10 protein-coding genes and 11 tRNA genes are annotated in these 12,278 nt (G+C 41.4%); 5 read left to right on the forward strand and 16 right to left on the reverse strand.

The features are described 5' to 3' along the window. Nucleotide 1: 1 nt before the first annotated feature. Both PHAL_RS0107060 and PHAL_RS0107065 read right to left on the reverse strand, forming a co-directional pair. Nucleotides 2-1,117, reverse strand: coding sequence for a DUF6136 family protein (locus PHAL_RS0107060; RefSeq protein ID WP_016707723.1), 1,116 nt, complete (start codon nucleotides 1,115-1,117; stop codon nucleotides 2-4). Beyond that, entirely contained in the window at nucleotides 1,114-1,704 is a 591-nt protein-coding gene (locus PHAL_RS0107065; RefSeq protein WP_016707724.1) for an ABC transporter ATP-binding protein, read from the reverse strand. Before PHAL_RS0107065 ends, PHAL_RS0107060 begins: the two co-directional genes overlap by 4 nt. A gap of 190 nt (nucleotides 1,705-1,894) precedes the next feature. Here PHAL_RS0107065 and PHAL_RS0107070 point away from each other — a divergent pair, with 190 nt between their 5' ends. Then, nucleotides 1,895-3,841 (forward strand): S9 family peptidase, encoded by a 1,947-nt coding sequence (locus PHAL_RS0107070; protein WP_016707725.1) that lies wholly within the window; start codon nucleotides 1,895-1,897, stop codon nucleotides 3,839-3,841. 163 nt (nucleotides 3,842-4,004) lie between these two features. Here the strand turns inward: PHAL_RS0107070 and PHAL_RS0107075 are convergent. The 13 genes from PHAL_RS0107075 to dnaQ form a co-directional block, all read right to left on the reverse strand. Then, nucleotides 4,005-4,081, reverse strand: a tRNA-Asp gene (locus PHAL_RS0107075). A 53-nt stretch (nucleotides 4,082-4,134) separates the two neighbouring features. After that, nucleotides 4,135-4,211 (reverse strand) — tRNA-Asp (locus PHAL_RS0107080). Between the two features lie 37 nt (nucleotides 4,212-4,248). After that, nucleotides 4,249-4,325 (reverse strand) — tRNA-Asp (locus tag PHAL_RS0107085). 37 nt (nucleotides 4,326-4,362) lie between these two features. Beyond that, a tRNA-Asp gene (locus tag PHAL_RS0107090) sits at nucleotides 4,363-4,439 on the reverse strand. Nucleotides 4,440-4,476: 37 nt separating this feature from the next. Beyond that, nucleotides 4,477-4,553, reverse strand: a tRNA-Asp gene (locus tag PHAL_RS0107095). A gap of 37 nt (nucleotides 4,554-4,590) precedes the next feature. After that, nucleotides 4,591-4,667: transfer RNA gene (locus PHAL_RS0107100), tRNA-Asp, on the reverse strand. A gap of 36 nt (nucleotides 4,668-4,703) precedes the next feature. Then, nucleotides 4,704-4,780 (reverse strand) — tRNA-Asp (locus PHAL_RS0107105). A gap of 37 nt (nucleotides 4,781-4,817) precedes the next feature. Next, nucleotides 4,818-4,894 (reverse strand) — tRNA-Asp (locus PHAL_RS0107110). Nucleotides 4,895-4,921: 27 nt separating this feature from the next. Beyond that, nucleotides 4,922-4,998 (reverse strand) — tRNA-Asp (locus PHAL_RS0107115). 41 nt (nucleotides 4,999-5,039) lie between these two features. Beyond that, a tRNA-Asp gene (locus PHAL_RS0107120) sits at nucleotides 5,040-5,116 on the reverse strand. 27 nt (nucleotides 5,117-5,143) lie between these two features. Continuing rightward, nucleotides 5,144-5,220, reverse strand: a tRNA-Asp gene (locus PHAL_RS0107125). 99 nt (nucleotides 5,221-5,319) lie between these two features. Next, nucleotides 5,320-6,663 carry a TIGR03503 family protein gene (locus PHAL_RS0107130; protein WP_167337197.1) on the reverse strand — a complete coding sequence of 448 codons (1,344 nt, stop codon included), beginning with the start codon at nucleotides 6,661-6,663 and terminating at the stop codon, nucleotides 5,320-5,322. A gap of 41 nt (nucleotides 6,664-6,704) precedes the next feature. Next, nucleotides 6,705-7,409 (reverse strand): DNA polymerase III subunit epsilon, encoded by a 705-nt coding sequence (gene dnaQ, locus PHAL_RS0107135; protein ID WP_016707727.1) that lies wholly within the window; start codon nucleotides 7,407-7,409, stop codon nucleotides 6,705-6,707. A 68-nt stretch (nucleotides 7,410-7,477) separates the two neighbouring features. On the opposite strand from dnaQ, the gene rnhA reads away from it, so the two are divergent. Both rnhA and PHAL_RS0107145 read left to right on the forward strand, forming a co-directional pair. Next, nucleotides 7,478-7,945 (forward strand): ribonuclease HI, encoded by a 468-nt coding sequence (rnhA, locus tag PHAL_RS0107140; protein WP_016707728.1) that lies wholly within the window; start codon nucleotides 7,478-7,480, stop codon nucleotides 7,943-7,945. 85 nt (nucleotides 7,946-8,030) lie between these two features. Continuing rightward, complete coding sequence (locus PHAL_RS0107145) at nucleotides 8,031-8,894, forward strand: MBL fold metallo-hydrolase (protein ID WP_029216067.1); 864 nt, start codon at nucleotides 8,031-8,033, stop codon at nucleotides 8,892-8,894. Here PHAL_RS0107145 and PHAL_RS0107150 read toward each other — a convergent pair. Continuing rightward, nucleotides 8,865-9,623 (reverse strand): class I SAM-dependent methyltransferase, encoded by a 759-nt coding sequence (locus PHAL_RS0107150; RefSeq protein WP_016707731.1) that lies wholly within the window; start codon nucleotides 9,621-9,623, stop codon nucleotides 8,865-8,867. The two genes, PHAL_RS0107145 and PHAL_RS0107150, sit on opposite strands and share 30 nt — an antisense overlap. A 52-nt stretch (nucleotides 9,624-9,675) precedes the next feature. Between PHAL_RS0107150 and gloB the strand changes: the two genes are divergently transcribed. Further along, entirely contained in the window at nucleotides 9,676-10,461 is a 786-nt protein-coding gene (gene gloB / locus PHAL_RS0107155; protein WP_016707732.1) for a hydroxyacylglutathione hydrolase, read from the forward strand. 195 nt (nucleotides 10,462-10,656) lie between these two features. After that, entirely contained in the window at nucleotides 10,657-12,243 is a 1,587-nt protein-coding gene (locus tag PHAL_RS0107160; protein ID WP_016707733.1) for a LysM peptidoglycan-binding domain-containing protein, read from the forward strand. The last annotated feature ends 35 nt before the right edge of the window (nucleotides 12,244-12,278 follow it).

The raw sequence follows: 12,278 nt of genomic DNA on the forward strand, positions 1-12,278 counted from the left end.
ATTAAGCAATTAAAGCAAGCAACAAGCCTGTGATAACCATCCAAGCCAGCGCATAATGCGCTGGTTTTTTTTGCGCGATATATAATTGTACAGCGCACCAAACAACACTCAGACTTAATAACAACCACCCTATTTTAGCTACGAATAACAGATAACTGAGTAGTGTGATAAAAAAGAATAAACAGCTTGGGATAAATTGGCTGATAAAAAACCACCGCTGCTGGTTGTTTGCTTGAAAGAACAGCGAATACTTATCATGTAACTTGCCACAATCAAATTGCAGTGAGCTGGTAAACAACACTATAAAAGCAAGGGCTAGTACACTAAATATAGCCGCTAAGTCAGCGCGCTCAAGCAGTAAAGTAGTCGTGGCCATGAACACGCACAACAATAAAGCCACTCGCCATACTAATACCCAGCAGTGCTGAATAAAAAAGCTTAACCAAAAAGTAAAGAGTGAATTGACCGATAGCCGATCGTTTAACAAAAATACTGGCAGTAACATGCTCAGCGCAAATAATACAATAAAGCTACTATGATAAACCAACGACGTTATATTAATGGGTAACAAAACTAAAACAGCCGTAAACCCTAAGCCATATATTAATGCTCGTGGCTTATACAAACACAGTACGCCTAAGCCAAATTGCAGCAACATGAAAAGTATAAAATGTGGTGCTCTTAGCCATTGTGTAAAAGTTAAATCCAGCGCAATAACAGCACTTGCTAACAACCAAGCATTACTTAACAGTAATAGCTTTATATCCATACACGCAAGCCAAGTTGACCTTACAATAGTATATTGAAAGAGTCGTTGTTGACTATTCTTAATGGCTGACTTCATTGCACTGAGCATCACGCTTTGCAGCAAAAGATACAACCACGCCATTTGCGCACCATATTGCGGCGCTTCACTACTGTCGATAATTTTGCCCAGCCCTAAAAATAACAGCAAAATCATACCAAGCATGGCTGAACCAAGTACCACTAAAAATAATAAGCCAAAATTTTTAAGTTGCTGCAGTAATTGAGTCAGCTCAATTTTATAGGCCTGGTAGCGATAGTCCATAAAGGCACGGTATTGTGTAATTGTAGAGCTAATAACAAGCTTACTCATAATGGCATGCACTCAAAACCATGTTCAATAAACGGTGCGGGTTCATGGCAAGTGATAATAATTTGCCCGTGCGCTTTATCAACTAGATATTTATCCAACAAATCAAGTAAGTATTGAATACTCGTTTGATCAAGTGCTGCACTGGGTTCATCTAATAATAAATACGGTGCATCCCGCATTAAGGCTAAAATTAATTGGCACTTTTTCTGATTACCAGATGACAATGCATCAAAACGCGTATTTAAAAATTCAGTAAAGTTAAAACCGTCAATCAGCCCCATCGGCCAATGACAACTAAGCGCTTTAGCAGATAAATTAATAATTTGTTTTGCGGTTAAAAACTCTGGCAGTGCAATGCGGTCACTCGCAATTGCGACCTGTTTATAAGGTTCTGACAACACTTTTCCTGAGAATAATACTTGCCCACGTTGTGCTTGCTCAAGGCCTGCAAGCATCATGAGTAGCGTAGTTTTACCTTGGCCGTTCGGCGCTTCTATGCATACTCTCGGTGCTGTAAAGCTGATACTGTAATCTTTATATAGAATGTTATCTGCAAATTGCTTATGTAAACCAATGACTTCAATCATCACTTTCCTTTTATATGAGAGAGCCTTTTAAATGACAAGCATTGTAACATGGGCTGTATTTTTGATGGTACAAGCTTTGTAACACTTTATTGCCGTTAAAATGGGCCAAAAACTTGCGTTTAAATAATGTTCGGGCAACACTAAAATCGGTAAAGAACTCATTAAATAACAATAAACCAAGGAATGTACTATGAATAACAGATTAAAATTCGCTACACTCGCCTGTGCGATCAGTATTGCTTTGAGTGGTTGCAGCCAATCAAGCAACCCAACTACACACACTGAGGTGCAGTCACAACAAGTTCAGCAAGTTAAAACCTATAACGCAAAAACCTTTTTTGATACCACTTCTATTATGGGTAGCAGCTTTTCGCCAACAGGTGATAAAGTTTTAGTTAGTAGCGATGAAAGCGGCATCTACAGCTTGTATGAAGTCGATGTGAAAACAGGTAATAAAACTCGCTTAACTAATTTTGCAGACAGCACCTACCCTATCCGCTATTTTCCCAATGATGAGCGCGTACTGTTTACTAAAGATTCAGGGGGTAACGAGCGTTATCATGTTTATGTGCAAGAGCTTGACGGCACGGTAAAAGACTTAACTCCAGGCGATGAAACTCGCGCAAGCTTTGCAGGTTTTACCAAAGATGGCAGCCAATTTTTTATCACCAGCAACCAGCGCGATGCTAAGTTTATGGACTTATACCGCGTTGATAGTAAGACCTATAAAATTGAACCTGTTTATCTAAACACCCTAGGTTTAGATGTGGGGGCAATTAGCCCTAATGGGCGTTACATCGCGCTTTCTAAAAGCAACACCAATAAAGACAGCGACACATTTATTCTTGATACCTTTAAAAAGACCCTTAAGCCACAGTTAATTTCAAAACATGACACACCGGCTCAATATACACCTGAGACCTTCTCTGTCGATAGCAAATATTTATATTACTCTACAGACGCTAAAGGAGAGTTTTCTCAGGTATGGCGTTATGACTTAGCCTCAGGTGAACATAGTGCTGCGCTAAAGGATGATTGGGATGTTAGTTTTATTTATTTTTCTAAATCAGGGCGCTATCAAGTCAGTGGTATCAATGCCGATGCCAGTACCAAAGTAACCGTTATAAACACGCAAACAGGCAAAGAAATCGCTATGCCTCAGTTACCCGCGGGTAATTTACGTGGTGTTAGCTTTTCAAGTGATGAAAAAACAATGGCGTTTTACTTAAACTCAGACACCTCACCAAGCAATTTATTTGTTTGGCAAGTGGGAAGTAATGAAGCGAAACAACTTACAAACACATTAAGTGAAGATATAAATCAAAACGATTTAGTTGCGAGCACCATCGTGCGTTTTAAAAGTTTTGATGGCCTAGAAATACCAGGCGTTTTGTATAAACCAAAACAAGCCAGCAGTACTAATAAAGTTCCAGCACTTATTTGGGTGCATGGTGGTCCAGGTGGGCAAAGTCGTACCGGTTACAGTGCTATGCAACAGCACCTAGTTAATCACGGCTATGCAATTTTTGCTGTTAACAATCGCGGCAGCTCAGGCTATGGTAAAACCTTTTTTCATTTGGATGATAAAAAACACGGCACAGACGATTTACAAGATATAGTTTACGGTAAAAAACACTTACAAAGTTTAGATTGGGTTGATGCGGATAAGATCGGTATTATGGGTGGCAGCTACGGCGGCTTTATGACAGCGGCAGCGCTTGCCTTTGAGCCAGAAGAGTTTAAAGTCGGCATTAATATTTTTGGCGTTACCAACTGGGTACGCACACTCAATTCAATTCCGCCATGGTGGGAAAGCTTTAAAAAAGCGTTATACGATGAAATGGGCGATCCAGCAACAGATGGTGAACGTCATCGTGCGATCTCTCCATTATTCCACGCCAAAAACATCACCAAACCTTTAATGGTTATTCAAGGTGCTAACGATCCGCGGGTATTACAAGTTGAAAGCGATGAACTTGTTGCCGCAGTAAAAGCCAATGGTGTGCCCGTAGAGTACGTATTGTTTGACGATGAAGGCCACGGCTTTACCAAAAAAGAAAACCGTATTAGTGCCTCCAATGCTTACTTAAACTTTTTAGATACTTACCTAAAAGAGCGCTTCGGCCCACAAAGTTAAACGAAAAAAGTGATAAGAGCCTGTGTTTTACTAAAATAAAGTGCGGGCTTTTTTATACCTACCTAAAGCTGATAGCTGATAGCTGATAGCTGATAGAAAAAGTCTAATTATTTAAAATGGTTGTAAAGATATTTTATAATCTTGCTATTGAGGAAATAACAAGTGGCGGAGTGGACGGGACTCGAACCCGCGACCCCCGGCGTGACAGGCCGGTATTCTAACCAACTGAACTACCACTCCGCAGTGGTATGTGCATGGGGTAATGCACTAACTAATTTATTACTGATATCAAGTGGCGGAGTGGACGGGACTCGAACCCGCGACCCCCGGCGTGACAGGCCGGTATTCTAACCAACTGAACTACCACTCCGCAGAGATATCATAATACTTGTTATTACTTAATTTGTTGGCGGAGTGGACGGGACTCGAACCCGCGACCCCCGGCGTGACAGGCCGGTATTCTAACCAACTGAACTACCACTCCGCAGAGATATCATAATACTTGTTATTACTTAATTTGTTGGCGGAGTGGACGGGACTCGAACCCGCGACCCCCGGCGTGACAGGCCGGTATTCTAACCAACTGAACTACCACTCCGCAGAGATATCATAATACTTGTTATTACTTAATTTGTTGGCGGAGTGGACGGGACTCGAACCCGCGACCCCCGGCGTGACAGGCCGGTATTCTAACCAACTGAACTACCACTCCGCAGAGATATCATAATACTTGTTATTACTTAATTTGTTGGCGGAGTGGACGGGACTCGAACCCGCGACCCCCGGCGTGACAGGCCGGTATTCTAACCAACTGAACTACCACTCCAGCATACAAATTTTGTAATATAACGTGTTTAAATAGTGGCGGAGTGGACGGGACTCGAACCCGCGACCCCCGGCGTGACAGGCCGGTATTCTAACCAACTGAACTACCACTCCGCATTGATATCATAATACTTGTTATTACTTAATTTGTTGGCGGAGTGGACGGGACTCGAACCCGCGACCCCCGGCGTGACAGGCCGGTATTCTAACCAACTGAACTACCACTCCGCGTATTTAAACTGTTATTTTTCTTATTGGCGGAGTGGACGGGACTCGAACCCGCGACCCCCGGCGTGACAGGCCGGTATTCTAACCAACTGAACTACCACTCCATAATAAGAATATGTTTTACAACCATATGTTGTGTAAGCGTTGGCGGAGTGGACGGGACTCGAACCCGCGACCCCCGGCGTGACAGGCCGGTATTCTAACCAACTGAACTACCACTCCAGCATCTACTTACAAATTGTCGAAAATTGGCGGAGTGGACGGGACTCGAACCCGCGACCCCCGGCGTGACAGGCCGGTATTCTAACCAACTGAACTACCACTCCGCATTTTCGTTTTCTGCTTAGGTCTCCCTTTGCAGCGGCGTGAATAATACGAATCAGCCCCTACTTCGTCAAGGGCTTTTTTGTTTTTTTACAGGTTTTTTAGTCATCTGACATCGAAAGGTTTAAAATTTCACCTGATTTGTCACTTTTTGAGCCATTTTTGCCAACTTCATTTTTTTCGCCTGCATCTGGCTCTTTATCAGTTGCTGTTTTTTTCTGCAAAAATGGTAGCTTAATTTTTGGTATGAGTGACTTTTTCTGAACAAAGACACGAATAGCTAACCACCCAATTAACAAAATCAGAAGATTTCCACCCACAATTAAGCTTATCAAAGTTATTGTTGCCATTGCTTCAGCTTCTTTTGCCGCTTTTTGTATTGCTTGTTGCTCAGCCTCGCTGATAATGGGTGCTGCTAATTCAGGCACCACTTCAATTGGTCGCTCAATTTCAAACTTATAGGTGGGGAGTGTTGCCATAAATTCACGGCCATTAATATTAGTGCCAAAAACAGACAACTCAACACTGTATCTTCCCCAATCATAATTTTTAATTGCTAATTCACGAGTTAAGCTGGTATTAGCTTCAAGGGTAAACATTTGTTCTTCATTATTGGGGTAATAGATTTTACCTTGGATCAAAACCGTCTCTGGTTGCACTATTTGCTTATCAAGGGTAATCGTTAATTGATGCTCTTCGATGTCATCCTCAGCAAGTGCAATGCTATAGCTAAAAGGAGGCTCTTTAACTTCTAAAATATCTTGTACGACAGTGCGCTTTAATAATGGGGTTTCAATATAAAGCTCGGGCTGCCACTGCCCTGCGGGGAAAACTAATTTAAATTCGCCAGTAAAAATACCGTCTTTGGGGCGTTCATCAAAACCACGCCCATCATCTTTGAATTCTGCAACATTGTGAGTACCCGCACCAAAATTAGCAAAATCACTGTTATTAGTACTTATAAAATCAACATGTAAGCTCACTACATCACGAAACAGGCCGGTGTTTATTGGTTGCCCATCATTTAATATTTGTCCCGTAATTTTAACTGTCTCACCACGAAACAGTAACGAAGGCAACGGCTCCACTTGCAGCTCTACTTCGCCTAACACCACAATTCTACTCTTCGGTAAAATACTACCTACTACTTGCCATGGTCCCGGCATTGGCTTCTTAATGGTGATCAAGTCATAGCTGATTTCATCAAACCACTGTAAATTGTCATCTTTTCTTGCTGACGTAGCATAGTATTTACTGCCGTCAGGTTTAACTAAAACGACCGCTGGTGCCCCTGGTTTGCGAAAAAACAGCAAGGTGATTTCATCAACCTTATAGTCGATACGAAAACGATTTTCCAATAATGGAATTTCATTTTGCTGCCCATCACGCTGCAATAAGGTTATTTTATCTTCGCTTGTTGCACGACTGGTGCTTGGTAACATCATTACCAAGCACACAGCTAACAGTATGCTTTTCATGTTTTGCCTTATTCGGCACGCCATAAACATTGGCTACCGACTAGATTTAATCGTTCTTCATGAGCCAGTTGCTCATCACTACTGGCATGTAATACAACCAATGGTGGACGGTTTGGATTTAAACGACGCAACTCTTTTTGCTGTTGCTCGCTGCCTTGACTTTTATGTTGATTAAGATTGAGCTTTACTTGCCCACCCGTCATGGCTAAATAAACGTCGGCTAAGATCTCAGAATCCAGTAACGCGCCGTGTAAGGTACGTTTAGTGTTATCTACATCATAACGACGACATAACGCATCAAGGTTGTTCTTTTGACCTGGATGCAAGTCACGCGCCATAGTGAGAGTGTCGAGAACTTGGCAGTAATCATGCGTTTTTTGGTAGCCTTGATTAAGTAACGCAAATTCATTATCTATATGCCCAACATCAAACGGCGCATTATGAATGACGAGCTCCGCCCCTTTAATATAGTCGAGAAACTCTTGAGCAATCTGATGAAATAACGGTTTATCACGTAAAAACTCGTTAGTGATACCGTGAACATCAATAGCTTCTTCTTCACTTTTACGTTGCGGATTAATATAAACGTGAAAGTTATTGCCAGTTAAACGGCGATTAACTAATTCCACGCAGCCGATTTCAATAATACGATGCCCTTGTTTAGGGTCGATGCCGGTGGTTTCTGTATCTAAAACTATTTGTCTACGTGCCATATCGAATTTAACCTGACTCTGGTATCTTTCTATAATTACTTTATTGTACATAAGATCAAGGGAAAACAGTGCAAAAAACCGTAGAGATTTACACCGATGGTTCATGTTTAGGTAACCCAGGACCCGGCGGTTATGGTATTTTTATGCTTTATAATGGCCACGAAAAAAAATTAAGCCAAGGTTACACCCTCACCACCAATAACCGCATGGAAATGCTCGCAGCTATTGTTGCACTTGAAAGTTTAAACCGTCCTTGTGAGATAAACCTCACCACTGACAGCCAATATGTAAAGCAAGGCATTGAATCTTGGCTTACAAACTGGAAAAAGCGCGGCTGGAAAACAGCAGCCAAAAAACCAGTTAAAAATGTCGATTTATGGAAACGCCTTGACGAAGCTTGCGCCCGTCATACCATCACATGGAAATGGGTAAAAGGTCACAGTGGCAATAAATACAACGAAATTGTTGATGATTTAGCCCGTGATGCAGCCGGCAGTAAAAACTTACTTGTCGATGAAGGCTATAAACCTGAGTAATCAACTTATTTAGTTCAGCACAAACTATTTTACAATTAAGTTATATGATATAAGATTTAGCTATATCATATAATGGAGTTGTTTAATGTCTATTCTAGTCGAGTCTTTTTTTCATCAACAAAGTGCGACTTTTACTTATTTAGTTTCTTGCCGTCTTACGAAGACAGCGATGTTAATTGATAGCGTTGCAGACTTTAACGTTGCCAGCGGCGTATTAAGCTTTAAAACCGCCAATGACATTATTCATCACATAGCTGAAAACGAGCTAATACTTGAGTGGATTTTAGAAAGCCACGCTCATGCCGATCACATCACTGCAGCAAGTTATATCAAACAGCAGTTAGGCTCTAGCCATCCATGTAAACTTGCAACAGGTAGTAAAATAACACAAGTACAACAACACTTTAGCCGCTTATATGATATTGACATGCCGTGTGATGGCAGCCAGTTTGAACGACTTTTTAACGATAACGAGCACTTTATGCTTGGTGAGCTGAGAGTTACAGTGATCGCAACACCTGGACATACCCCTGATAGCGTATGCTATTTAGTAGAAGGTAATTTATTTGTAGGTGATACCTTCTTTATGCCCGATAGCGGCACTGCTCGTTGTGATTTTCCGGGCGGCAGCGCCAAACAATTATATGACTCATTACAACGGATATTAGCATTACCAGATCAAACTACTTTGTGGATGTGCCATGACTATCAACCCAATGGTCGCCAGTTAGCTAATAGAACTACGGTTGCACAGCAGCGCAAAAATAATATTCATCTACAAAGTACTGAGCAAGATTATATATCTACTCGTCAAACACGTGATGCCTCTCTTAATGTCCCTGCTTTACTTCATCCAGCAATACAAATGAATATTCGCGCAGGGCAATTACCGCAAGTACAGCACAATGCGCAACGTTATTTAACTATCCCGCTCACGGTGCTGCTTTGAAGTTTGCCGTAACCCAGCACCTTTGACTGGCGCAAATTGAGGCCGAGCATGCCATTTGGGTTTGATTGGTGTTAAAGGGGCGACTCGCTTGCGTGCAACTAGCATATACACACTGCCCATCGGTTTTAAATATTGTTTAGTGAAGCGTCGCCATGGCGCAAATCGTGACAAACGATTTCCCCGTGCAAGGGATGAATAAATAAAACGCTCATCACTAACAATTTCAAAACCCAATAAATTAAGCCAATCTTTCACCCGTGCAGGGGTAAAAAAGCGCCCTGTCCAAGGTAACTTTTGGCCACTAAAAGGCAGTAATTGCGCCAAGCCGCACAAGCTAAATGGATTAAAACCGGTGATCACCATATAACCACCAGGGATCAAAGTGCGATGCGCTTCACGTAATATATGATGTGGATCAGAGTGATATTCTAAGCAATGACTTAAAATACATGCATCAACACTGTGCTCGTAAAAAGGGAGTTCATCAATATCTGCAATCACACCAGTAAATGGCCCTGATTCTGCGACACACACTTGATGTTTTATGGTGCTTTTACTGGTATTGAGTTCACCACTGAGATTTCCTAGTTTTAGCATGTGATAACCAAACATACGTGGTAACCACTTATCTATTTTACGTTCTATATCACTACGTAAATAGTCACCATGAGGAAACTCTTGCCACGACAGTGGTTTGGGTCCTTCTTGAAAACTAAGGGCTGGTTTCATACGCTGAGCTCGTTATACTATCTAATATCGTCACTTTATAGAGCAAAGTCACATGGTGCAAGTCAAAGCAATTAAAGCCTTTTCAGATAATTATATTTGGTGTATCAGCAAGCCAGACAGCTCTGCTGCTTGGGTGGTTGATCCAGGCCAAGCAGAGCCCGTACTAAAATATTTAGCTCAGGCAGGCTTAACGCTTGAGGGAATTTTAATTACTCACCATCATTACGACCATACTGATGGCGTGAATAGTTTACGAGAGGAATTTGCCGACATTGAAGTCTACGGGCCTGTTAATAGTCCATTTAAAGGGATCACCAAAACACTCACTGAAGGTGATGTGATCACTGTCCTTGATACTGAGTTTACAGTTATCACCACCCCAGGGCATACCTTGGATCATATTTGCTATATCAATCCTGCGCTTGCTTTTACTGGTGATACATTATTTAGTGGAGGCTGTGGGCGCTTATTTGAGGGCACCGCAGAGCAAATGCAGTGCTCTTTTGATAAATTAAAAAGACTACCACTGGCGTGCGAAATTTATTGTACCCATGAATACACGCAAGCAAATTTGGCCTTTGCATTGGCCGTTGAACCTAACAACCGCGATTTAATTGCGTATGCGCAGTGGGTCGATGAGCAACGCAAAAATAATAAAATCACTTTGCCAAGCACGCTCGCGTTAGAATTAAAAATCAACCCTTTTATGCGCAGTGATATAGCAGGGATCGTGCAACACTTACCCGACCAATATAATTCATTTACAAAAAACACATTACAAAATAATGAACCTTGGCAAAACTTTGCAGGTCTTAGGGCTTGGAAAGATCATTTTTAGTGTAATAAACCTGAACGTTAGACAAACCGTAGGTAAAAAATTATTAACTAACGTTCAAGTTAATAAGTCTAAATATATTATTTAGTTAACTAATAAATTACAGCATTATTGCATATTTAAAACGGTCATAAAGTGGTAATACGTACTCATTACGGGTAGTATTCGCCGAGTTTTTTACCTGATGTATTGGTATTTATGAATAAATCTCCTCTCGTTTTAACCTTGGCATTGGTGCTAAGTGGTTGTCAAACATTGACATCAACACAATCCGACGACGCAATAGCCAATCAAGCCCGCCAATCGCAGCTTGAAGGTGCAAGCCCTAGCGAAATCAGTGAAGCACTGATGATCAATGCGCAATACTTGCAAGTGAATGAAGTAGATGAAGCACCACCAGTTTTTGATGATGTATGGGAGCGCATTCGTTACCAATTATCAATTGATGTGCCACAAAATCGCCCTGTGGTTGCTGAGCGTAATTATTATGCAAAGCACCAAGCTTACTTAGATCGCATTTCAAAACGTGCTGAGCCTTACCTACATTTTATTGTAGAAGAGGTTGAAAAGCGTAATATGCCGATTGAGATTGCACTACTTCCGATTGTAGAAAGTGCCTTTGATCCATTTGGCTATTCAAATCGCAGTGCATCGGGTATTTGGCAATTTATGCCGCAAACTGGTGAGCGTTTTGATTTAAAGCAAAACTGGTGGTACGACGGTCGTCGCGACATTGTGCAATCAACCCGTGCCGCATTAGATTACTTATCTTATTTACATAAAACCTTAGATGGTGATTGGCTTAACGCGATTGCTGCTTATAACTCAGGTGAAGGTCGTTTATTACGAGCGATAAAAAAGAATCGCAAAAAACATTTACCAACCGATTTTTGGTCGCTTGATTTGCCAAGCGAAACCACCGCCTATGTACCTAGATTACTCGCTCTGTCCGATCTATTGAATCGCGCCGATGAATTTGGCTTAACATGGAACCCAATTATCAATGCACAAGTTGTCGAAGCCGTTGATATTGGTTCACAAATTGATCTGGCATTAGCAGCTCAAATGGCAGATATCAGCTTGACTGAACTTTACCGTTTAAACCCAGGCTTTAATCGCTGGGCAACCGATCCAAATGGGCCACATTTTTTATTATTACCGGTAGATAAAGTTGAGCAATTTCAAAGTACGCTTGCAAAAACAGCGCTTAAAGATCGCCTTCGTTGGCAACAATATATTGTTGCCAACGGCGATAGCTTATCGGTAATAGCGAAAAAGTTTGCCACCAGTACCAGTGCAATTAAATCTCTCAACAAACTAAAGTCAAATACCATACGTGTTGGCCAACAATTGTTAGTACCATTGAGTGATGGTGCAATTAATAGCGAACACTTACCTGAGCAAGTCCGTCTAGCGGCGAACAAAAACAGCCAAAAAAAGCTCTCTCACACGGTGAAAAGCGGTGATACCTTATGGGATATTAGCCGAGAGTATGACGTGACCATTAATGAACTGGCAAAATGGAACAAACTTAAAAAGAACAGTGTATTACGCTTAGGACAAAAGTTAACGGTTTATAAAACAGCAAGCAATCCACAAACCGCTTTGATCAGCAGCAACCGTACAATCACTTATAAAGTACGTCGTGGTGACTCGCTCGCACGCATTGCCGATAAATTTAACTTAAGCGTTAACGATATTATTAAGTGGAATAACCTCGCAGGTCAAAAGTACTTACAGCCTGGGCAAAAGTTAAAACTTAAAGTCGATGTAAAAAGCACCTAAGTACAAATAATACAAGCAATAAAAAAGAGCGTATA

Origin of the sequence: Pseudoalteromonas haloplanktis ATCC 14393, assembly GCF_000238355.1 — a bacterium.
Lineage (GTDB): Bacteria > Pseudomonadota > Gammaproteobacteria > Enterobacterales > Alteromonadaceae > Pseudoalteromonas > Pseudoalteromonas haloplanktis.